At 72.4% G+C, this 22,112-nt stretch carries 19 protein-coding genes; 13 read left to right on the forward strand and 6 right to left on the reverse strand.

Translation table 11 applies throughout. The features are described 5' to 3' along the window. Positions 1 to 65 precede the first annotated feature (65 nt). The 4 genes from ABD951_RS23650 to ABD951_RS23665 all read left to right on the forward strand — a co-directional run bounded on the left by ABD951_RS23650 (position 66) and on the right by ABD951_RS23665 (position 4,984). Entirely contained in the window at positions 66 to 1,643 is a 1,578-nt protein-coding gene (locus tag ABD951_RS23650; protein WP_345351184.1) for an FMN-binding glutamate synthase family protein, read from the forward strand. Positions 1,644 to 1,719: 76 nt separating this feature from the next. Continuing rightward, entirely contained in the window at positions 1,720 to 3,216 is a 1,497-nt protein-coding gene (locus ABD951_RS23655) for a DNA-3-methyladenine glycosylase 2 family protein (RefSeq protein ID WP_345351187.1), read from the forward strand. Further along, positions 3,213 to 3,716, forward strand: coding sequence for a methylated-DNA--[protein]-cysteine S-methyltransferase (locus ABD951_RS23660; protein ID WP_345351190.1), 504 nt, complete (start codon positions 3,213 to 3,215; stop codon positions 3,714 to 3,716). The genes ABD951_RS23655 and ABD951_RS23660 overlap by 4 nt, the downstream gene beginning before the upstream one ends. Positions 3,717 to 3,751: 35 nt before the next feature. Further along, positions 3,752 to 4,984 (forward strand): AI-2E family transporter, encoded by a 1,233-nt coding sequence (locus ABD951_RS23665; protein WP_345351193.1) that lies wholly within the window; start codon positions 3,752 to 3,754, stop codon positions 4,982 to 4,984. Positions 4,985 to 5,013: 29 nt separating this feature from the next. On the opposite strand, the gene ABD951_RS23670 is transcribed toward ABD951_RS23665, so the two are convergent. Together ABD951_RS23670 and ABD951_RS23675 are read right to left on the reverse strand one after the other, a co-directional pair. Further along, the gene (locus ABD951_RS23670; protein WP_345351196.1) at positions 5,014 to 7,995 is read right to left on the reverse strand and encodes an AAA family ATPase; all 2,982 of its coding nucleotides are present in this window, start codon (positions 7,993 to 7,995) and stop codon (positions 5,014 to 5,016) included. Next, positions 7,992 to 9,179: a metallophosphoesterase family protein gene (locus ABD951_RS23675; protein WP_345351199.1), complete on the reverse strand. Its 1,188-nt coding sequence runs from the start codon at positions 9,177 to 9,179 to the stop codon at positions 7,992 to 7,994. The genes ABD951_RS23670 and ABD951_RS23675 overlap by 4 nt, the downstream gene beginning before the upstream one ends. 85 nt (positions 9,180 to 9,264) lie before the next feature. Between ABD951_RS23675 and ABD951_RS23680 the strand changes: the two genes are divergently transcribed. Both ABD951_RS23680 and ABD951_RS23685 read left to right on the forward strand, forming a co-directional pair. Further along, positions 9,265 to 10,449 (forward strand): DNA recombination protein RmuC, encoded by a 1,185-nt coding sequence (locus ABD951_RS23680; RefSeq protein ID WP_345351201.1) that lies wholly within the window; start codon positions 9,265 to 9,267, stop codon positions 10,447 to 10,449. Between the two features lie 89 nt (positions 10,450 to 10,538). Beyond that, positions 10,539 to 11,558: a DUF6542 domain-containing protein gene (locus ABD951_RS23685; protein WP_345351204.1), complete on the forward strand. Its 1,020-nt coding sequence runs from the start codon at positions 10,539 to 10,541 to the stop codon at positions 11,556 to 11,558. Between the two features lie 33 nt (positions 11,559 to 11,591). On the opposite strand, the gene ABD951_RS23690 is transcribed toward ABD951_RS23685, so the two are convergent. Beyond that, positions 11,592 to 12,599 (reverse strand): 4-hydroxy-3-methylbut-2-enyl diphosphate reductase, encoded by a 1,008-nt coding sequence (locus tag ABD951_RS23690; RefSeq protein ID WP_345351207.1) that lies wholly within the window; start codon positions 12,597 to 12,599, stop codon positions 11,592 to 11,594. A 98-nt stretch (positions 12,600 to 12,697) separates the two neighbouring features. On the opposite strand from ABD951_RS23690, the gene ABD951_RS23695 reads away from it, so the two are divergent. The 3 genes from ABD951_RS23695 to ABD951_RS23705 are packed head-to-tail and all read left to right on the forward strand — an operon-like array spanning position 12,698 to position 14,744. Then, entirely contained in the window at positions 12,698 to 13,270 is a 573-nt protein-coding gene (locus tag ABD951_RS23695; protein WP_345351210.1) for a lipid droplet-associated protein, read from the forward strand. Then, positions 13,267 to 14,538: an exodeoxyribonuclease VII large subunit gene (gene xseA, locus ABD951_RS23700; protein ID WP_345351213.1), complete on the forward strand. Its 1,272-nt coding sequence runs from the start codon at positions 13,267 to 13,269 to the stop codon at positions 14,536 to 14,538. Before ABD951_RS23695 ends, xseA begins: the two co-directional genes overlap by 4 nt. Continuing rightward, a complete protein-coding gene (locus ABD951_RS23705) occupies positions 14,535 to 14,744 on the forward strand; it encodes an exodeoxyribonuclease VII small subunit (RefSeq protein ID WP_345351216.1) in 210 nt (69 codons plus the stop codon). Before xseA ends, ABD951_RS23705 begins: the two co-directional genes overlap by 4 nt. On the opposite strand, the gene ABD951_RS23710 is transcribed toward ABD951_RS23705, so the two are convergent. After that, entirely contained in the window at positions 14,741 to 15,307 is a 567-nt protein-coding gene (locus ABD951_RS23710) for a DUF4245 domain-containing protein (RefSeq protein WP_345351219.1), read from the reverse strand. The two genes, ABD951_RS23705 and ABD951_RS23710, sit on opposite strands and share 4 nt — an antisense overlap. A 99-nt stretch (positions 15,308 to 15,406) precedes the next feature. On the opposite strand from ABD951_RS23710, the gene ABD951_RS23715 reads away from it, so the two are divergent. The 3 genes from ABD951_RS23715 (at position 15,407) to ABD951_RS23725 (ending at position 19,321) form a co-directional block, all read left to right on the forward strand. Beyond that, positions 15,407 to 16,675 carry a hypothetical protein gene (locus ABD951_RS23715; protein WP_345351222.1) on the forward strand — a complete coding sequence of 423 codons (1,269 nt, stop codon included), beginning with the start codon at positions 15,407 to 15,409 and terminating at the stop codon, positions 16,673 to 16,675. A gap of 116 nt (positions 16,676 to 16,791) precedes the next feature. Further along, positions 16,792 to 17,826, forward strand: a complete 1,035-nt coding sequence (gene glpX / locus ABD951_RS23720; RefSeq protein ID WP_345351225.1) for a class II fructose-bisphosphatase — start codon at positions 16,792 to 16,794, stop codon at positions 17,824 to 17,826. 91 nt (positions 17,827 to 17,917) lie between these two features. Then, positions 17,918 to 19,321, forward strand: a complete 1,404-nt coding sequence (locus tag ABD951_RS23725) for a class II fumarate hydratase (RefSeq protein WP_345351228.1) — start codon at positions 17,918 to 17,920, stop codon at positions 19,319 to 19,321. 19 nt (positions 19,322 to 19,340) lie between these two features. Here the strand turns inward: ABD951_RS23725 and ABD951_RS23730 are convergent, their stop codons facing one another. After that, on the reverse strand, positions 19,341 to 19,994 hold the full coding sequence (locus ABD951_RS23730; RefSeq protein WP_425569935.1) for a L,D-transpeptidase family protein: 654 nt from the start codon (positions 19,992 to 19,994) through the stop codon (positions 19,341 to 19,343). A gap of 91 nt (positions 19,995 to 20,085) precedes the next feature. On the opposite strand from ABD951_RS23730, the gene ABD951_RS23735 reads away from it, so the two are divergent. Then, positions 20,086 to 20,541 carry a limonene-1,2-epoxide hydrolase family protein gene (locus ABD951_RS23735; RefSeq protein WP_345351231.1) on the forward strand — a complete coding sequence of 152 codons (456 nt, stop codon included), beginning with the start codon at positions 20,086 to 20,088 and terminating at the stop codon, positions 20,539 to 20,541. Positions 20,542 to 20,603: 62 nt separating this feature from the next. Here ABD951_RS23735 and phoH2 read toward each other — a convergent pair whose 3' ends face one another. Then, complete coding sequence (phoH2, locus tag ABD951_RS23740; RefSeq protein WP_345351234.1) at positions 20,604 to 21,914, reverse strand: RNA 5'-3' helicase PhoH2; 1,311 nt, start codon at positions 21,912 to 21,914, stop codon at positions 20,604 to 20,606. Positions 21,915 to 22,112 lie beyond the last annotated feature (198 nt).

Below are 22,112 nucleotides of genomic sequence, written 5' to 3' on the forward strand. Positions count from 1 at the left end.
GCACCCGATCCGGGTCGGGGCCGTTTCGGTATCCGACATCCGATGCGCGTGCCCGGGAGGCAGACATGACGAGAGGCCTGATCGTCGGCGGACTGTGGTCGGCCGGCGTCGCGCTGGCCGCACTGGCGGTTGCTGCGGGGTGGGGCTGGTGGATCCCGGCGGTGGTCCTGCTGGGCCTCGCCCTGCTCGGCACCTGGGATCTGACCCAGGTTCGGCACAGCATCCTGCGCAACTATCCCGTCCTCGGGCACGCGCGATTCCTCATGGAACGAATCCGCCCGGAGATCCAGCAGTACTTCATCGAATCATCCACGGACGGAATGCCGTTCGACCGGGAGACCCGTGACCTGGTGTACGAGCGGGCGAAGGGAACGAAGGACGACGAACCGTTCGGGACCGAACGCGACGTGCACGCACCGGGGTACGAGTTCATGGCGCACTCGCTGCGCGCCCGGCAGGCCACCGATCGCGCGCCGACCGTGCGGCTGGGCGGTCCGCACTGCACGCAGCCGTACGACATTGCGCTGCTGAACATCTCGGCGATGAGCTTCGGGGCGCTCTCCCCGAACGCGGTCGAAGCGCTGAACGCCGGTGCGGCACGCGGCGGATTCGCGCACGACACCGGCGAGGGCGGGATCAGCCCGTACCACCGCAAGCACCGCGGCGACCTGATCTGGGAGATCGGGTCCGGCTACTTCGGCTGCCGCACCGAGGACGGCCACTTCGACGCCGACCTGTTCGCAGCGAAGGCCGTCGACCCGCAGGTCAAGGCGATCTCGATCAAATTGTCGCAGGGCGCGAAACCCGGTCTCGGCGGCGTCCTTCCGGGCCCGAAGGTCTCCGCGGAGATCGCCGAGACCCGCGGCGTCCCGGTCGGTCGCACCGTCATCTCCCCGCCCGCGCACAGCGCGTTCGAGACCCCGATCGAGCTGGTCGATTTCATCGCGACGCTGCGCTCTCTGTCGGGCGGCAAGCCCGTCGGGTTCAAGCTCTGCATCGGTTCACGCAGCGAGTTCCTCGGCATCTGCAAGGCGATGATCGAGCGCGACATCACTCCGGACTTCATCATCGTCGACGGTTCCGAGGGCGGAACCGGCGCCGCCCCGGTCGAATTCGAGGACCACATGGGCATGCCGCTGACCGAGGGGCTGATGTTGGTGCACAACGCGCTCGTCGGCACGGGCCTGCGCGAGCGGATCCGGATCGGCGCGTCCGGCAAGGTTGCGAGCGGCAGCGACATCGTCAAGCGGGTCATCCAGGGTGCCGATTTCACGCTGGCCGCCCGGGCGATGATGTTCGCGGTCGGCTGCATCCAGGCGCAGGCCTGCCACACCAACCGCTGCCCGGCCGGCGTGGCCACACAGGATCCGGCGCGGTCCCGGGCGTTGGTGGTTCCGGACAAGGCGACGCGGGTGCACAACTTCCAGAGATCGACCGTGTCGAGCGCTGCGCAGATGGTCGCGTCGATGGGACTGGACAGCTTCGCCGAACTCGATCCGTCGATGCTGAACCGACGGGTCAACTCCCACACCACGCGGACCTACGCCGAGCTGTACGAGTGGCTGCAGGACGGCGAACTGCTCGACGACCCGCCGTCGAGCTGGGCGGGCGACTGGATCGACGCCCGCACCGACCGCTTCTGACACGTCCGGAGCGCCCGGACGGTGATGGCCGATTCCCGCTAGCGCGGTCCGGTGGTCCGCTGCCAGAGTGGACGGCATGAACCTGGACTTCGACCGCTGCTACCGGGCCGTGTCGTCCCGGGACGCGCGATTCGACGGGCAGTTCGTCACCGCCGTCCGCACGACCGGCATCTACTGTCGCCCGTCCTGCCCGGCGATCACACCGAAGCGCGCCAACGTGACCTTCCTGCCGACCGCGGCCGCCGCCCAGCAGTCCGGCTACCGCGCCTGCCGCCGCTGCCTGCCGGACGCGGCGCCCGGGTCCCCGCAGTGGAACGTCCGCTCCGACCTCGCCGCCCGGGCGATGCGCCTGATCTCGGACGGCGTCGTCGACCGTGGCGGCGTCGATGCACTGTCCGCCGCCCTCGGCTACTCGACCCGCCAGCTCACCCGCACCCTGACCGCCGAGCTCGGTGCCGGTCCCCTCGCGCTGGCCCGGGCACACCGCGCCCACACCGCCCGCCTGCTCGTCGAGACCACCCCGATGCCGATGGCCGACATCGCGTTCGCCGCGGGCTTCGCGAGCATCCGGCAGTTCAACGACACCGTGCGCGACGTGTTCGCCGCGACCCCGTCCCGGATGCGGGCGGACGCCGCCCGCCGCGTGCCCGACGCCCCACCCGCCGCGGGCACGGTGTCGCTGCGGCTGCCCTACCGGCCGCCCCTCGACCGGGACTGGCTGGGCTGGTTCCTGTCCGCCCACGCCGCCGAGGGTCTCGAACGGTGGTCCGACGGCGAGTACCGGCGGACGCTGCGGCTGCCGCACGGGGTCGGTGTCGCGGTGCTGCGGTTCGCCGACACCCACGTTCGCGCCGACCTGACGCTCGGTGACATGCGCGACCTCGCGCCGGCCGTCGCACGCGTCCGGCACCTGCTCGATCTCGACGCCGACCCGCAGGCCGTGGACGACGCGTTGCGCGCCGACCCCGATCTCGCTCCCGCCGTCGCCGCCACCCCGGGTATTCGGGTTCCCGGATGCGTCGATCCGGGAGAGCTGTTGCTGCGGACCATGATCGGGCAGCAGATCTCCGTCGCAGCGGCCGCGACGCACACCGCACGACTGGTCGCGGCACTCGGCGACCCGGTCGCGGACCCGTACCTGACCCACGCCTTCCCCACCCCGGCCACCGTCGCGGCCCGCGGACACGAGGTGCTCACCGGCCCCGCCCGGCGCGTCGACGCGATCGTGGCGGTCGCGGCCGCCCTCGCCGAGGGCACGCTGACCGTGCACGCCGGACGCACCGCCGCCGACCTGCGCGCGGATCTGCTCGCGCACCGCGGAATCGGCGTCTGGACCGCCGACTACGTCGTGATGCGCACCCTCGCCGACCCCGACGTCCTGCTCGGCACCGACCTGGTCCTGAAGCAGGGCGCCCGCCTGCTCGGGGTGAACCCGACCGACCAGTCGCGCTGGACACCGTGGCGTTCCTACGCCTCGATGCACCTGTGGCGCACCGCACTCACCGCGGCGGACCGCGGCCGTGTGGACACGCGCACCGCCCGCCCCGTCACCGAACCGGAGGACATCCGATGACCGCCCACCACTCGACCACGATCACTCCCGCCGGACCGTTCACCACCGTCGTCGACGAGAGCGGGGTCGTCCTCGCGTCCGGCTGGACCCCCGACCCCGACATCCTCCTCACCCTGGTCCACCCGACGCTGCGCCCCGGCGCGACGGCTCCGCGCCCGGACCTCGGGCCCGTCACCCGCGCGGTCGTCGCCTACCACGACGGCGACCTGACGTGCATCGACTCGATTCCCGTGAAACAACACTCGGGCGAGTTCCTGGAACACGCGTGGGAGGTGCTGCGGAAGGTCCCGGCCGGGGAACCGGTCACGTACACCGAGTTCGCGGCGCTCGCCGGGCGACCCGCCGCGGTGCGTGGCGCGGCGTCGGCCTGCGCCCGCAACGCGGCCGCCCTGTTCGTGCCGTGCCACCGCGTGGTGCGGGTCGGCGGCGGGCTCGGCGGGTTCCGGTGGGGATTGCCGACGAAACGCTGGCTCCTCTCGCACGAGCGGTCCTCGGGGTAGATTCGCCCGGACTGCCCAGCTTGGAAGGATCGAACGTGAGCGACACGCCCACCACCGCAGACCCGACGCCCCGGCGGCGACGCTTCCGCGACCGCGGCGAGGTGATCGGCAACGGCGGGCTGTGGCTTGCCAAGTGGTCGCTGTGCCTGGTCGCGATCGCGGCGGGCGCCTGGGTGGTGTGGACGGTCCTCGGCCGGCTGTGGGTCGTGGTGCTGCCGGTGCTGATGGCGATCGTGGTCGCCACCGTCCTGTGGCCGCCGACCCGCGCGATGATGAAACGGGGCGTCCCCGCGGCGGCCGCGGCGGGCATCACCCTCGCCGGCTTCTTCGCCGTGCTGTCCGGCATCGTCGCGCTGATCGTGCCGTCGGTGGTCGACCAGGCCCCCGAGCTGGCGAACAAGGCCAGCGAGGGTCTGCGGACCGTGCAGCACTGGCTGCAGGGCCCGCCGGTGAACCTGCGCGACGACCAGATCGACTCCGCGGTCCAGGCGATCACCTCGAAGCTGCAGTCCAGCGCGCAGTCGATCGCCACCGGCGTGTTCAGCGGTGTCAGTGCCGCCGGCTCGCTGCTGATCACCGCGTTCCTGGTGCTCGTGCTCGCGTTCTTCTTCATCAAGGACGGCCCCCGGTTCCTGCCCTGGCTGCACTCGGTCAGCGGTGGCCGCGCGGGCCGGCACTTCGAGGCGGTCGCCGTGCGGGTGTGGGACACCCTCGGCGGGTTCATTCGCACGCAGGCGCTGGTCAGCTTCGTCGACGCGTTCTTCATCGGGCTCGGACTGGTGATCCTCGGGGTCCCTCTCGCCCCGGTCCTCGCGGTGTTGACGTTCCTCGGCGGGTTCATCCCGATCGTCGGCGCGTTCGTTGCCGGCGCCCTCGCCGTGCTCGTCGCGCTCGTCGCGAAGGGGTGGACGACAGCGCTGATCATCCTGATCATCGTGCTCGCCGTGCAGCAGCTCGAGGGCAACGTGCTGCAGCCGGTGCTGCAGAGCCGCAGCATGAACCTGCACGCCGCGATCGTGCTGCTCGCCGTCACCGGCGGCAGCTCCCTGTACGGCATCGTGGGCGCGTTCCTCGCCGTCCCGGTGGCCGCGTGCGTCGCGGTGGTGATCCGCTACATCGGCGAACAGATCGACCACAAACTCGAAGCGCAGGACATCCTCGAGCAGGAAGCGGCCGACCTGGACACGGCGATCGGCGACGGAACGTCGACCGACGGGGCCGAACCCGCCGCCGATCCCGCCGCCGATCCGGTGGGCGGCCCCGCGTAGCGGCCGCGCGCCTCAGCGCGCGCGCCGGATCACCCGGCGACCGCCTCGAGAGTCGACCCGGCCCGGCCGCGCACCACGTGCAGCCGGCTCGGGATCCGCTGGCGCATCTCGTCGACGTGGCTGACGACACCGACGACGCGGCCGCCCTCGCGCAACTCGTCGAGCACCCCCATCACCGATTCGAGCGTTTCGGCGTCGAGGGTGCCGAACCCCTCGTCGATGAACATGGTGTCGAGGACCACTCCCCCGGACTCGGCGGCGACGACGTCGGCGAGACCGAGCGCCAGCGACAGCGACGCGAGGAACGACTCTCCGCCGGAGAGCGTCTTCGCGGACCGCACGACCCCGGTGTGGTCGTCGCGGATGTCCAGGCCCAGACCGCCGCGCTTGCCACGCGGGCCGGCGCCGTCCTCGTGCACGAACTCGTAACGGCCACCGGACATCCGGCGCAGCCGTGCCGACGCCGACAGCGCCACCTCCTCGAGCCGCGCGGCGAGCACGTAGGAGCGCAGTGACATCTTCCGGGCGTTCTGCCCGCGACCGGCGACGACGTCCGCCAGTGCGGCGAGTTCCTCGTAGCGGGCCAGGACCGGGCCGAGCTCCTCGACCTTCGCGGTCAGCGCGTCCGCGTAGTGCTCGACCTTCGCGGCGCGTTCCTCCGCCGCGGTCGCCACCCGCATCGCCTGGTCCCGGGCGTCGGCTGCCACCGCGTGCGCCGCCTCGGCGGCCGGGACGTCCGCCGGCGCGGACGCGATTGCCTCGATCACCGCCGGGTCGGCGAGCACGGCGTCGGCCCGCACCTTCTCCTCCGCGGCCGCGGCGACGATCGCGTCGATCTCCGCGATCCTCGACTGCGAGCGTGCCGCGGCCCCGGCCTCGGCCGCATCCGCGAATCCCGCGTCAATCGCCGCCCGTGCCGCCCGTTCCGCGGCGGCGGTCGCCGCGACCGCGGCCGCCGACGCCGATGCCCGCTGATCCCGCAGCGCGGTGGTCGCCGCGGCCAGCGCGTCGAGCCGGTCGTGGCGGGACCGCAGATCGGTCTCGTCGCCGACGGCGCGGGTGATCGCCTCGTCGAGTTCGGCGAGGCGTGCGGTGTCGTCGGCGATCCGCTGGTCCAGGGCCGCGAGGTCGGCGGACAGTTCCTCCGCCCGGCGGCCGAGGGCGTCGCCCTCCGCACGCAGACGCGAGAGCGCGCCCGCCGCGACCGGTTCGGTGGCCGCGGCCGCCGCGGCCGCCGCGTGGGCCGCCTCGGCGGCGGCCAGGGCCGCGGCCACCTCGTCCCGGTCCGCCGCACCGACCCGGTCGGCGAGCACTCCGAGCCGCCGGTCCAACTCGGCCAGCGCGACGCCCGCGGCGTCGAGCTCCCGGGCGCGGGTCTGCTCGACGGTGCGTGCAGCGTCCTCGTCGTCCTTGGAGACGGCACCCGAGGCGGGGCGGGCGAGTTCGGGGTGGTCGGCGGACCCACACACCGGGCACGGGTCCCCGGCCGCGAGGCCGGCGGCCAGCTCCGCCGCCATCCCCGCGATCCGCTGCTCACGCACCCGCGCCAGCGCCTCGCGCGCGTCGAGATGGGCGTCCCGGGCCCGGCGGTGCCGTTCGACCCCGGTCTCCCGATCCGCCCGGACCAGGTCGAGTTCCGTTGCCGCCGAGACTCGTTCACGAGCGCCAGCGCACCGGTCGGCGAGCGCGGGCAGCGTCGCCGCCACCGACCGCACGCTCGTCAGCTCGGCGTCGGCGCGCTCGAGCTCGTTCGGCACCTCGGTGCGGCGCGCGGCGACCCGCGCGGCAGCGTCGGACAGGTCGGTCCGCCGCGCCCGCGCGGCATCGAGGGCGGCGCGGGCCGAGCGGCGCTGCGCGTCCCGGGCGATCAGCTCGGCCAGCCGCGCCACCTCGAATCCCCAGTCCCGCACCGCATCGGCGAGGATCCGCGCGTCGTCCGGAGCGTCCGGCCGGCTCACCCGGCGCAGCAGCAGGGCCCCGTCCGGATCGCGCGCGACGGCGCCGGCAAGGCGCTCGACGCGCGCCAGTTCCCGGGTGGCGGCGCCCGCGGCGGCCGCGGCGAGTTCCTCGGCCGTGGCCACCGGAACTGCCCGGACCGCCCGGTCCCGCTCCGCGACGAGGACCTCGCGGGCGCCCCGTCCCGCGGCCACCTCGGCGAGCCGATCCCGGGCCGCGGCCGCGCGGTCCTGCAGCTGCCGCACCTCGCGGGTCCGGCGCAGGGCGCCGTCGGTCCGCTCGGCGGTGTCCTGGGCCGCGGTGAAGGCGACCGCCGCGACCTCGGACGCCTCCCTCGCCTCGTCCACGAGCCGCCGCGCCCACGCGACCGGATCGGCGTCCGCTCCGGCCTCGATGCCGGCCGCCGCCGACACCTGCGCGGCCAGCCGGCCGACGGCGGCCTTCTTCTCGGACACCGCGGCCTCGTTCTCGCGTCGCCGCTGCGCGAACCACTCCTCGACGGTGGCGAACCGACCGGTGTCGAACAGCCGCTCGAGCAGCGCGCCGCGCTCCTCGGTGTCGGCCCGCAGGAACCGCGCGAAGTCGCCCTGCGGGAGCAGTACCACCTGGAAGAACTGGTCGGCGCTCATCCCGAGGAGGCGTCCGACCGCCTCCCCGATCTCGTCGAGACGGGTCAGGTTCTCCCCCCGACCGTCGAGCCACTCGAGGGTCGCCTTGGCGTTCTCCTTGGTGGTGCCCGTGCCGCGCAGCTTGGGCCGCTGGTACTCCGGACTCCGGGTGATCCGCAGCCGCCGGCCTCCGATCGTGGCCTCCAGCACCACTTTCGGGGGCGTGCCGGGGGCCGCGTGGTCGGACAGCAGGCGCTTGCCCTCCTGCCGCGCGCCGGGCACCCGCCCGTACAGCGCGAACGCGACCGCGTCGAGGACCGTGGTCTTGCCGGCGCCCGTCTGCCCGTGCAGCAGGAACAGTCCGTCCGCGCCGAGGGCGTCGAAGTCCACCGCGACCGTCCCGCCGAACGGGCCGAACGCCGTGACCTCCAGGTGGTGCAGTCTCATGCGACGGACTCCTGGTCGCCGACCCCGGCTGCGGCACCGTCGGTTTCCCGCGCCGCAGCGCCGAGTGCCCGTTCGATCCAGCGCAGTTCGCCGGGCGTCGGCTCTGCGCGGACGTCGGTGACGAAACTCGTCACGATCTCGACGTCGCTGCGCCCCCGCACCTTGTCCCGATACTTCAGATCCGAATCCCCTTCGGGCCGTTCCCATTCCAGGTGAACCAGGTGCGGGAACCGGTCCCGCAGGGTGCGCATCGCGTCCACCGGCCGGACCGGGTCGGTCAGCACCGCCGACACGTAGTCCCCGACCGCGGGCTCGAACGCGGGGTCGCCGAGCAGGTCCTCCACGGTGCCCCGCAGCTCGCTCAGACCCCGCACGACCGGTAGATCGTGCCGGTCGACCGCGCGCACGCCGTCCGCGTCGAGGTCGACGATCCACACCGCCTTGCGATGTGTGCGCTCCCCGAACGAGTACGGCAGCGGCGAACCGCTGTACCGGACGGTCTCGGTCAGGGTCTGCGGCGAGTGCAGGTGCCCCAGCGCGACGTAGTCGACGCCGTCGAACGCCGACGCCGACACCGTCTCCACGCCACCGACCGAGATCGACCGCTCCGAGCCGGTCGCCTCCGCGCCGACCACGAACGCATGTGCCAGAAGCACCGACCGCGGCGGCCGACCGCCCGCGCCACGTCCGGCCAGGTCGGCGCGGATCCGGCCCATCGCGGCGGCGAGGATGTCGGCGTGGGTGCGCGCCGCGGGGACCCCCAACTCCACCCGTGTGGTCTCCGGCTCGAGGTACGGGATTCCGTAGAAGGCCACCGGCCCGTGCTCGTCGGTCAGCAGCACCGGTGTCGCGACCTCGGACACGCGCGTCATCAGGTGCAGGCCGCCCGCCGCGGCGAACGCGGCGCCCGCACCGAGCCGGACCGGGGAGTCGTGATTGCCCGAGGTGGCGACGATCACCGCACCGGCGGCCCGGATCGCCTCGAAACCCCGATTGCACACCCGCACCGCGTCCGCGCTGGGAACCGCGCGGTCGTAGACGTCACCCGGCACCACCACGACGTCGACCTCGTGCTCGGCCACCGTCCGTGCGATCGCGTCCAGCACCGTGGCCTGGTCCGCGAGCAGGTCCACGCCGTGGAAGGTGCGGCCGACGTGCCAGTCGGAGGTGTGCAGGATTCGCATGAGCCGACACGGTAGACGGCCCCGCCGACACGAGCCGTCGGCCGGTTCACCGTTCGTGTCGGTGCCGTCCGGCACGATCTGCACCATGAACGCCGCCACCGCACTGGGACTGCTGGTCGCACTCGCGCTGGGCGCCGCCGTCGGGTGGCTGGCGCATGCCGCCCGCACCGGCCGGCGCACCGCCCGGGCGGAGGCCAGGCTCGCGGCGCTGCAGGACAACGAGAAGCTGCTTCGGCAGTCCCTGTCCGCGGTCAACGAGGATTCGGCGCGCCGCACCTCCGGGGCCGTAGGCGAACAGGTCGCGCACCTGGTCGGCCCCCTGCACCAGGCCGTCGACGCGCTCGCGTACCAGGTCAAGGAGGTCGAGCGGCAGCGCGTCCATGCGTACGCCGGGCTCGCCGAACAGGTCGCGGGCATGCATCGGACCTCCCAGCAGTTGTCGGACCGGACCGGCCGGCTCGTCACCGCCCTGCGCGCCCCGCAGGTGCGCGGCCGATGGGGCGAGATCCAACTCGAACGGGTCGTGGAGCTGGCGGGCATGGTCAAACACTGCGACTTCGACACGCAGGTCACCGGGGAGGGCGTGCGCCCGGATCTCGTCGTCCGGCTGCCGGGTGGCAAGAACGTCGTCGTGGACGCGAAGGTCCCGCTCGCCGCATATCTCGACGCGGCGCAGGAGGAGGACGTCGCGGTCCGGGACGGCCTCCTCGTCCGGCACGCGCGTCAGCTGCGCACCCACGTCGACCAGCTGTCCGGCAAGACCTACTGGGCGGCGTTCGACCCGAGTCCCGAATTCGTGGTGCTGTTCGTCCCCGGAGACCCGTTCCTCGATGCCGCACTCACCGCCGACGCCACGCTGCTCGAGCACGCGTTCGCGAAGAACGTGATCCTCGCTACGCCGACCACCCTGGTCGCACTGCTGCGCACGATCGCCCACACCTGGCGCCAGGAGACCCTCTCGCAGGAGGCCGACACCATCCACCGTCTCGGCCGCGAGCTGTACACCCGGATCGGGATCGTCAGCGGGCACCTCGACCGCCTCGGTGCCCAGCTCGGCAAGGCCGTCGAGTCGTTCAACCTCACGGCCGCGTCGATGGAGTCGCGGGTGACCGTCACCGCACGCAAGCTGCACGATCTCGAGGTCGGGGACGCGGAGGTGCTCGAGATCGGACGGGTCGACAGCTGGCCCCGATCGGCCGGACCGTCGGCTGCCCGGCTTGCCGGGATCGTCCCGGCGAACGGTCCTGCCAACGAGGGGATCGCGCCCTGAGCCGCTAATGTTTAGGCGTGTCCGCAACCCAACGCGCCCGTTCCGGGGTGCCGCTCGCGCAGCGATCGGCGGTTCCCACAATCCCCGGCGTGCCCGCTTGGGGCGCCGTCGCGATTGCCGCGGCCGCGACGTTCCTCGGGTTCGTGATCGATGCCGTCCGCGGCAGCGAACTGACGTCCGCGTTCGCCGTCTTCTACTTCCTCGGGTGCGTCGCCGCCGTCCTTGCGGTCCGCAACCGCGCGGTGTTCACCGCGATGGTGCAGCCGCCGCTGCTGCTCGTCATCGCGGTCCCGCTCGCCTACCAGCAGTTCTCCTCCGGCTCCGGTGGGGGCCTGAAAGATCTGCTGCTCAACGTCGCGATCCCGCTGGTCAACCGGTTCCCGCTGATGCTGACCACGACGCTCGTCGTCGTCGCGCTCGGCGCCGGCCGGATGTACATCCGGCGCCAGGCGGCCGGCGTCATCGCGCGTCCGGCACGCCGGAGCGACACCCGGCGGCGCACCGATGCCGGATCGCGTTCCGACTCGGGAACCGACGCGGCAGCCGGATCGGACGAACCGGTGTCGCCGTCCGAGCCCGAGCGGACGCGCCGGCCGGAGCGACCCGTCCGCCGGGCGGCCGCCCACCCCGCGGACACGCCGCACTCGCGGCCGGCGCATGCGCCGGCCAACTTCGCCACCGGCCGCTACCCGGTCTCGGGGTCGCACGACGAGCCGGCCGCCGAACGAACCGAGTCGTTCGACCGGCCGCAGCCGGCCCCCCGGTCCCGGCCCCAGGACCGGTACCCGGCCGACGAGCGCCGGCGCGGCGACCAGCGTCCGCCCCGCGAGGCCGGCGACCTGTACGGCGTCGCCGAGCGGCACGGCGCGGCCGCATCCCACGCACGTCCGGTCCACGATCCCCGGGACGCCCTCGATCACACCCAGGTGCACCAGTACGACCCGGCACCGCGGCACACCGGCCCGGCGTACACCGGCGGCCAGCCGGCCTCCCGGACGAGCCGCCACGAGTACCGCGCCGACTCCGAGGTCCCGATGCACCCGGTCCCCCGGGTTCGGTACCGCGACCGGGGCGAGGCCCCGCAGGATCCGCCCCACCGCTACCGCTGAGCGGGGCCCGACCTGCGCCGGACCCCGCCCCCGCTAGCGCTGCGGGTTCGGCTTGCGCAGTTCGCGCGGCAGCGAGAACACGAGCGTCTCGTTCGCGGTCGTCACCGTCTGCACGTCGCCGAAACCGTGCTCGGCGAGCAGGTCGAGGACGCCACTGACCAGGATCTCGGGCACCGACGCACCGGATGTGACGCCGACCGTCCGCACCCCGTCGAGCCAGGCCGGATCGATCTCGCGGGCGTAGTCGACCAGGTGCGCGGTCTTCGCGCCGGCACCGAGCGCCACCTCCACGAGCCGCACCGAGTTCGACGAGTTCCGGGAACCGACCACGACGACGAGGTCGCATTCCGGAGCCATCGCCTTGACCGCCACCTGGCGGTTCTGGGTGGCGTAGCAGATGTCGTCGCTGGGCGGATCCTGCAGCTTGGGGAACTTCTCGCGCAGGCGGGCGACGGTCGCCATCGTCTCGTCGACGCTGAGGGTGGTCTGCGACAGCCAGATCACCTTGTTCTCGTCGCGGACCGTGACCGCCTCGACCGACTCCGGCCCGTCGACGAGCTGCACGTGGTCGGGAGCCTCACCGGCGGTGCCCTCGACCTCCTCGTGGCCCTCGTGACCGATCAGCAGGATGTCGTAGTCGTCGCGGGCGAAGCGCTTGGCCTCCTGGTGGACCTTCGTCACCAGCGGGCAGGTCGCGTCGATCGTGTGCAGGCTGCGCTCGGCGGCCGCCTCGTGCACCGCCGGGGACACACCGTGCGCGGAGAACACCAGCACGGAACCCTCGGGCACCTCGTCGGTCTCGTCGACGAAGACGACGCCGCGCTCGGACAGCGTGTCGACGACGTGCCGGTTGTGCACGATCTCCTTGCGGACGTAGATCGGGGCACCGTGCTTCTCGAGGGCACGCTCGACGGTTTCGACCGCACGGTCCACCCCGGCGCAGTAGCCGCGCGGTTCGGCGAGCAGAACCCGCCTCCCGGTGGCCGCGTTCGACGCACCGGAGCCGGTGATTCCCAGGTTCAGGGGGACAGCGGATGACATGCCTTCAGGGTACTGGGGCCCGGTACCGGTCGACCCGCGCAGGCGGCCGGGTCGGTGTCGGCTACCAAATGACGCCGTCGTAGTGCACTCTTAGGACCATGTTCCGTCCCCCTTTCGCGGCCCGGGTGGCTGCCGGAATCGCGGTCACGATCGTCGAAGAGGTGCAGAAGCTGCCGAGCACGGCGGTCACGCTGCCGATGACCGCGGTCAGCCAGGTGCTGCAGACGACGATGCACGTCCAGCAGGCCGTCACCGCATTGGCGATCAAGGGTGACGAGGCGCTGGCCGCGTTCTTCCCGCTGGACGAGGAACAGCCGTCGTGGGCGACGTTCGACGAGGATCTCGACCCGGCGCCGCACAACGGCAGCGACGGGGCGGCGCCGACCCCGTCCGCGAACCAGGGCCGGTTCGAGCTCTACTCGATGTCCCCGGCCGCCGACGACGCGGCGGCGGAGCCGGCCGACGCGTCGACCGCCACGACCACCGATCGGCCCGAGATCGCGGACTACCTCGACTACGACAATCTCACGCTCGCGCAGTTGCGGGCGCGGTTGCGGACGCTGTCCGTCGCGGAGCTGACGGCGCTGCTCGACTACGAGAACGGCAGCCGGGGCCGAGCCCCGTTCCAGACCATGCTGGGCAACCGGATCACCTCCGCCAGCGCCAAGTGACCACGGCCAACCCACGCCCCTCCGCGCAGACGTCGAACTCGGCCGAGAACCCGTGGCCGGTGCGCTCGGTGGCGACGAAGGTCGCGGCGTGGATCGAGCGGCTCGGCAGCATCTGGGTCGAGGGCCAGATCACGCAGATCAACGTGCGGCCCGGCACCCGGACCGCCTTCCTGGTGCTGCGCGACCCGTCCGCGGACATGTCGCTGTCGGTGACGTGCTCCCCCACCCTGCTCCGCGACAGCCCGGTCCCGCTGACCGAGGGCAGCCGGGTCGTGATGTTCGGCAAGCTGTCGTTCTACACCGGCCGCGGCACCGTCTCGCTGCGGGTCAGCGAGATCCGGCCGGTCGGGATCGGTGAACTGCTGGCCCGCATCGAACGGCTGCGCGGACTGCTGGCGGCCGAGGGGCTCTTCGACCCCCGCCTCAAGCGTCCGCTGCCGTTCCTGCCGCGCACGGTCGGCCTGATCACCGGCCGGGCCAGCGCCGCGGAACGCGACGTGCTCAGCGTCGCCGGTGCCCGCTGGCCGGCGGTGCGGTTCGAGATCCGCAACACCGCGGTGCAGGGTCCGACCGCGACCGCGCAGATCGTCGAGGCCCTCGCCGCGCTCGACGCGGACCCCGAGGTCGAGGTGATCGTCCTGGCCCGCGGCGGCGGCAGCGTCGAGGACCTGCTGCCGTTCTCCGACGAGACCCTGTGTCGCGCGATCTCCGCGTGCACGACCCCGGTGGTCAGCGCGATCGGCCACGAACCGGACAACCCGTTGTGCGACCTCGTCGCGGACGTGCGCGCCGCGACACCGACCGACGCCGCGAAGAAGGTGGTGCCCGACGCGGTTGCCGAGCAGGCCCTGGTCGCGGAATTCCGGGCTCGGGGCGCCGCGGCGTTGCGGAACTGGGTGGCGCGGGAGGCTCGGGCGCTGACCGACCTGCGCAGCCGGCCGGTGCTGGCCGACCCGCTCGCCGCGGTGGAACGTCGCGCCGAGGAGGTGACGCGACTGCGGGACGCGGCGCGGCGGGACGTCCGTCGACTGGTCGACGGTCAGTCGACGGTGCTCGAGCACCTGGCGGCCCGGCTGACGACACTCGGCCCGGCGGCGACGCTCGCCCGCGGGTACGCGGTGGTGCAGCGGGTCGTGCCGGGCTCGGATCCGGAGGTGCTGCGGTCGGTGGAGGACGCGCCGCCGGGCACCCAATTGCGGGTGCGGGTCGCCGACGGTGCGCTGGTCGCGGCGGTCATGGGCAGGGACAAGTCAGGAGAGACGAAGTGAACGAACCGGTGTCCGAGCTCGGCTACGAGGCCGCCCGCGACCAGCTGGCGGAGGTCGTCAAGCTGCTCGAGCAGGGTGGGCTCGATCTGGATCATTCACTGGCACTGTGGGAGCGCGGCGAGGCCCTGGCCAAGCGGTGCGAGGAGCACCTCGCCGGGGCACGGGCGCGGGTCGAGAACGCCCTCTCCCACGCCGACGAGGACTAGGACAGCGGCTGGGCCTCGCCGACCGCGGTCGCGAGGGTGCCGAACTCCTCGGTGGAGCCGCTGCCGGTGAGCAGTACGCGGACGGTGCCCAGGTCGGCGACCCAGATCGGTTCGCTGCCCTCCTGGGTGTACTGCACCCAGGAGGCGGGGCCGAACTGCTCGACGCCGGTGGACGCGCGGGGTTCGCCCGCGACCCAGCGCACCAACGCGTCCTCGGTGGCGTTGGACTGGCTCAGCTGCAGGTAGCGACCGGCGTCCGTGATGTAGCCGACCGTGCTGACGTCCCCACCGCCGTCGCCGGCGACGGTGCCGCGGCTGCCGGAGTTCGGCTGCCACCCTTCGGGGACGACCGGGTTGCGGATCGGGAAGCCCATTTCGGCGGCGTCGAAGTTCAGCGCTGCGGCGACGTCGAACTGGGGGACCGGCCCGGCGGTCGGGCCACCGGGGCTGAACGAGCACGACCGGGCGATTCCCGCGATCACGATCGCGAACAGCACGAGCGGGATCAGCGACCAGATGATGTCGCGGTTGTTCTGAAGAATCCGGGGTTTGTCGCCAGCCACGCCGTCCAGTATCCCAGCCACGCCGTTGGTGGTGCCGATCGGTATCGCCGGGCCCGAATCCGCGACACCGGGTTACACATATGTGGTTAGTTCGCGGTCATGACTTCCCGCAGTCGCGCACGGCGGAAACCGCTGGGACCGCTGGTCCTTGCGCTCGTCGGCGCCGCCCTGGCCCTGTCCGCCGTGCCGGTGCAGGCGGTCGCCGCGCCGATGACGTACCACGGTCTCCTCGACATCGCTCCCGCGAACGCCGACGCCGAGGGTCCCGGCGGGCTCGACCCGCGGCTGCCCACCGACACCGCGTCCCTCGGCGCGGCGCTGACCGCCGCGCGAGCCGACCGGGTCCCGCCCGTCCGGTACGCGGCGCTGCTGCACCAGTACTGGCTGGCTCGGGGCGCCGAGGCGTCGGGACTGGACCTCGCGACCTGGGACCCGCACGCCGGGTTCGCCGCGAACGCGACCCTGGTCGACCGGGTGTACGCCAACTACGGGCGGTACCAACTGGAGCGACCCGAGCTGAACTGGGCGGGCATGGCCGGGATGGCCGGGGCGTCGTTCACGGCCGGGTTCTGGGACATCGACACCGGCCGCGCGGCGCTGACCGTGGACGCGGTGCACCGGATCGGCCTGGCCGTCGCGTCGGCCGTCGCCGCGCTCCCGGAAGAGGCCGCGGCGGCGCTCCCCGCCGACGTGCGCGCGCTCGCGTCCGCGGGGCCGGCCCTGACCGCGGACGACCTCGACTGGTACCAGCAGCGACTGTTGGTGATGCAGAAGCACATCTACTTCGACATGGTTCCGATGCACGAGGCGTACGTCAGCGACGGGCGGCCGGCGATCGAGGAGATGCGCGCCGCTGGTCTGCTCGACGACAACGCGGACGCCGCCTGGCGGGCCATCTTCGCCGGTACCGACGCCGGTCGTGCGGAGGCCGTCGTCCGGATGGCCGACCGCGAGCAGAATCAGATCGTCGCCGACCAGTGGGACGCGACCGCGCGTGGTCGCGCCGGCGCGGGCCGCATCCTGAGCTACGTGACGACGGTGGCCGCGCAGCCGTCGGTCCCCGGCACCCGTGCCCCCGGTGTCGTGTCGCCGCTGACCGTGACGGCGGGGACGCCGGACGGCACCCGGCTCCGCGTCGGGACCCCGCTGCCCGACTTCAACTGGGCCGATCGAGGCCCGCGCTGGCGCTACATCGCCGGCGACACCGCACCCGCGTATCGGCGTCTCGCCGAGGACCGGCCCGGCGACGTCCGGGCGCTGCTCGGGCAACCGTTCCCGGAGTTCGCCGCCCGGCAGCGGGTGGTGGCGCGTGCGCCGGCCCTCGTCCGCGACCTGACCACGGGGTGGTCGGTCAGCCGGGAGCCGTAGACCGGCTCTGCTGGGCGGCGTCCGCAGATGAGATAATCACGCCGCGAGATCCGTTTCGCGCCCCACCGACACATCCACGGCGACCACATCGCGTCGCCAGCGAGGAGGCACTGCCCATGACGGCCAGCACGAGTCACCGCGAGGCACCGGACCGCAACCTCGCCCTCGAGTTGGTGCGGGTCACCGAGGCTGCCGCGATGGCCGCCGGTCGCTGGGTCGGCCGTGGTGACAAGGAGGGTGGCGACGGCGCCGCCGTCGACGCCATGCGCCACATGGTCAGCTCGGTGTCCATGAAGGGTGTCGTCGTCATCGGTGAGGGCGAGAAGGACGAGGCCCCGATGCTCTACAACGGCGAGGAGGTCGGCAACGGCGACGGCCCGCTGTGCGACGTCGCGGTCGATCCGATCGACGGCACCACGCTGATGAGCAAGGGCGCGCCGGGCTCCATCGCGGTCCTCGCGGTCTCCGAGCGGGGCGCGATGTTCGACCCGTCGGCCGTGTTCTACATGGACAAGATCGCGGTCGGCCCGGACGCCGCGGACGTCATCGACCTGTCCGCGGGTGTCGCCGAGAACATCCGTCGGGTCGCGAAGGCGAAGCACCGCGCGGTCTCCGACACGACCGTGACGATCCTCGACCGGCCGCGGCACGCGGACATCATCCGGCAGATCCGGGAGACCGGCGCGCGCATCCGGCTGATCTCGGACGGCGACGTGGCCGGCGCGATCGCGACGGCACGCCCCGACTCCGGCGTGGACATGCTGCTGGGCATCGGCGGCACGCCCGAGGGCATCATCGCCGCCGCGGCGATGCGCTGCATGGGCGGCGCGCTTCAGGGCCGGCTGGCGCCGAAGGACGACGCCGAGCGCCAGAAGGCCATCGACGCCGGCCACGACCTGGACCGCGTGCTGACCACCGAGGAGCTGGTCACCGGCGAGAACATCTTCTTCTGCGCGACCGGCGTCACCGACGGCGAGCTGCTCAAGGGTGTCCGCTACTACGGCGGCGGCGCGACCACGCAGTCGATCGTGATGCGCAGCAAGTCCGGCACGGTCCGCATGATCGAGGCGTACCACCGGCTCGAGAAGCTGCACGAGTTCTCGTCGATCAACTTCGACGGCGTCGACGGGGCGCAGCCTCCGCTGCCCTGATCGCGCCTCGCGCCCGTGAGTGATCGTCACCCCGGTGCGGGTGGAAATCACTCACGGGCGGCGCAGCCGCCCGGGTGGCAAGCTGAGGTTCATGACTGAGAACAGCGAACCGCAGTTCCGCATCGAGCACGACACGATGGGTGAGGTCCGGGTACCGGTCGACGCACTGTGGCGGGCCCAGACCCAGCGCGCGGTCGAGAACTTCCCGATCAGCGGCCGCGGGCTCGAACGCGCACAGATTCGCGCGCTGGGCCTGCTCAAGGCGGCGTGCGCGCAGGTCAACCGCGACCTCGGTCTCCTCGACGATGCGAAGGCCGACGCCATCGTGGCCGCGGCGACGGAGATCGCCGAGGGCCGGCACGACGACCAGTTCCCGATCGACGTGTTCCAGACCGGCTCGGGCACCAGCTCCAACATGAACGCCAACGAGGTGATCGCCTCGATCGCGCAGGCGAACGGCGTTACGGTGCACCCCAACGACGACGTCAACATGTCGCAGTCGTCGAACGACACGTTCCCGACCGCCACGCACCTCGCCGCGACGGAGGCCGCGGTGAAGGACCTGATTCCGGCGCTGGACCACCTGCGGTTGGCGTTGATGGACAAGGCGATCGAGTGGCGCACCGTCGTCAAGTCCGGCCGCACCCACCTGATGGACGCGGTGCCGGTGACGCTCGGCCAGGAGTTCGGCGGATACGCCCGACAGGTGGAGGCCGGCATCGAGCGAATCGTCGCGGCCCTGCCCCGTCTCGGCGAGCTGCCGATCGGCGGCACCGCGGTCGGCACCGGCCTGAACGCTCCCGACGGGTTCGGACCGAAAGTCGTTGCGCGTCTGGTGGAGTCGACGGGGATCGACGCACTGACGCCGGCCCGCAACAGTTTCGAGGCGCAGGCGGCCCGGGACGGGCTGGTCGAGGCGTCCGGGGCGCTGCGGACCGTGGCCGTGTCGCTGACGAAGATCGCCAACGACGTCCGGTGGATGGGCTCGGGGCCGCTGACCGGCCTCGGGGAGATCCACCTCCCGGACCTGCAGCCGGGCAGTTCGATCATGCCGGGGAAGGTCAATCCCGTTCTGCCCGAGGCAGTCACACAGGTCGCGGCGCAGGTGGTCGGGAACGACGCCACCGTCACGTGGGGCGGTGCCGCGGGCGCGTTCGAGCTCAACGTCTACATCCCGGTGATGGCGCGCAACATCCTCGAGTCGATCCGGTTGCTGTCCAACGTGTCCCGACTGTTCGCGGACCGCTGCATCTCGGGCCTGACCGCGAACACCGAGCACCTCAGGACGCTGGCGGAGTCGTCGCCGTCGATCGTGACGCCGCTCAACTCGGCGATCGGGTACGAGGAGGCCGCCGCGGTCGCGAAGGAGGCCCTGAAGGAGCGCAAGACGATCCGGCAGACCGTCATCGACCGCGGACTGCTCGGTGACGGCCTGACGGAGGAGGAACTGGACCGCCGCCTCGACGTCCTCGCGATGACGCGGGTCGAGAAGTAGGACGGCGGCGGGCCCGGCGTCAGGCTTCGATCGCGATGACCGCGCCGGGCTGCAGCCAGCGGATCAACCAGACCAGCGCGGCCTCGTGGACCGCGACGCAGCCCTCGGTGGGCTCGCCGTTCGCGACGTGCAGGAAGAACGCGCCCCCGTCGCCGGGGACCCGCTCCTTGTTGACACCCATCACGACGGCGTACCGGTAGGCCGGGATCTGCAGCTGCTCCGCGGCATCCTCGTCGAACGCGCAGCTTCCCGGGGCGCACACCTGATGGGTGTTGTACGTCGGGCTCTGCGGGTCGCCGTCCCACCAGTCGTCGGGGCCGACGGTGCGGTACGGCAGGCCCCCGCCCGGGTTCGGGGCGGTGCCGAAGGCCTCGTCGAGGCTGTAGACGCCGGTCGGGGTGGCCGGGATCCCGTCGTGCGCCCGCGGCGCGAATCCGGCGGATCCCACGGTCGCCGGGAGTGTCGGCGAGATGCGGTGCCAGCCGACCGGAGACCGCTGCCAGGCCTCCAGCGCGGCGCCCGCTCCCCCGGTCCCGTTGACCGCGATCACCTGCGTCGCCCCGCCGACCCGGTCGGCGAACCAGGGCCCCTGTGCGGTCGCGAACGGCGCGGAGAACATCGCGACCAGCGTCGCGACGACCGTGGAGAATATGACGTACATCACAGTGCGCACACCACATCCTGACCGGTCGGTAGCCAGCGGTCAAACGCTGGCGGACGGTAGCGTCGTCCGGCGACCCGACCCTGCGACCCCGGAGAAGCCCATGGACACGCCGCCCCTCGACGCCGCCACCGACTCGGTCACGGTGGTCGAGTCCTTCCTCACCGCCCTCGCCCGCGGCGACGTCGACTCGGCGCTGGAGATGATCACCGACGACGTCGAGTGGGTCAACGTCGGGTTGCCGACCCTGCGCGGCGCCCGACTGGTCGGGCGATCCCTGCGGGCGATGAACAGTCCGTGGCTCCGATTCGACGCGATCCTGCACCACATCGCCGCGGCCGACGGCGCGGTGCTCACCGAGCGCACCGACCTGGTGACGGTCGGGCCGCTCGGCATCGAGTTCTGGGTGTGCGGCACGTTCGAGCTGCGGGACGGCAAGATCGCGGTCTGGCGTGACTACTTCAGCCTCCGAGATCTGGTGCGCGGCACCGTGGTCGGACTCGTCCGGCTCGCTCTCGGCCGGCGTGGCGGGCGGTCCACCGGCTATCTCGGGCACTGACACGACGGTGGTGCAGACCCCGACGGCCACCCGTCCCGGTCTGCACCACCGCGGCACGACGCCTACGCGCCGGGGCCGAACTCCTCGAGCATCTCGGTGACCAGCGCCGCGATCGGGGACCGCTCGCTGCGGGTGAGGGTGATGTGCGCGAAAAGCGGATGGCCCTTGAGCTTTTCGATCACCGCCGCGACACCGTCGTGCCGACCGACCCGCAGGTTGTCACGCTGCGCGACGTCGTGGGTGAGCACGACCCGCGACCCGCTGCCGAGCCGGGACAGCACGGTGAGCAGCACGTTGCGTTCGAGGGACTGCGCCTCGTCCACGATCACGAACGAGTCGTGCAACGAACGACCTCGAATGTGGGTGAGCGGCAACACCTCCAGCATCCCGCGACCGATGACCTCGTCCATCACCTCGGGGCTCGCGAGACCGTCGAGGGTGTCGAAGACGGCCTGCGCCCACGGCCCCATCTTCTCGCTCTCGCTGCCCGGCAGGTAACCGAGTTCCTGCCCACCGACCGCGTACAGCGGCCGGAACACCACGACCTTGCGGTGGGTGCGGCGTTCGAGCACCGCCTCGAGCCCGGCGGTCAGCGCCAACGCGGACTTACCGGTACCGGCCTTGCCGCCGAGCGAGACGATGCCGACGCTCTCGTCGAGCAGCAGGTCCAGGGCGATGCGCTGCTCGGCGGAGCGGCCGTGCAACCCGAACGCTTCACGCTCCCCCCGCACCAACTGCACCCGCTTGTCCGGGGTGACCCGGCCCAGCGCGCTGGATCGGCTGCCGAGGAGACGGATCCCGGTGTGACACGGCAGTTCCCGCGCCTCCTCGAGGTCGACGACACCTTCGGCGAAGAGTTCGTCGATCCGTTCGGACGCGACGTCGAGTTCCGCCATACCGTTCCACCCCGACGGCACGACGTCCTGGGCGTGGTACTCGTCGGCAGGCAGACCGACGGCGCCGGCCTTGACGCGCAACGGGATGTCCTTGCTGACCAGCACCACGTCGCGCCCCTCGGCGGCGAGGTTCAGTGCGCAGGCCAGGATCCGGGCGTCGTTGGTGTCGGTGCGGAATCCCACCGGGAGCACGGTCGGGTCGGTGTGGTTCAACTCGACCTGCAGGGTGCCGTTGTCGGATCCGATCGGAACCGGTTGGTCCAGCCGCCCGTGCTCGAGTCTGAGGTCGTCGAGCATCCGAAGCGCCTCGCGCGCAAACCATCCCAGCTCGTGATGGTGGCGCTTGCCCTCCAGCTCGCTGATCACCACCAGCGGCAGTACCACGTCGTGCTCGGCGAACCGGGTGACGGCCCACGGGTCCGAGAGCAGGACGGAGGTGTCGAGGACGTAGGTGCGGACGGAGCGGTTTGCGTTCACGGTGGCTCCTACACCCGCGTGGCACCCACGCGAGCGGTGGTTCGCTGGGCCGTTCGGTCCGCGCGAGGCCGCTGCCCCGCAGGGACCGGGCGCCGGTCCCTTCGCTCTGAGCTCGTCAGTCACGATTCGAACCTCCCGGACGGGCGACTCCCCTGTCACCCGTTGCCTTGACGCTACGACTCGGGTCCGACACTCCGC

It is taken from the genome of Rhodococcus olei, from assembly GCF_039540555.1.
Classification (GTDB): domain Bacteria; phylum Actinomycetota; class Actinomycetes; order Mycobacteriales; family Mycobacteriaceae; genus Rhodococcus_G; species Rhodococcus_G olei.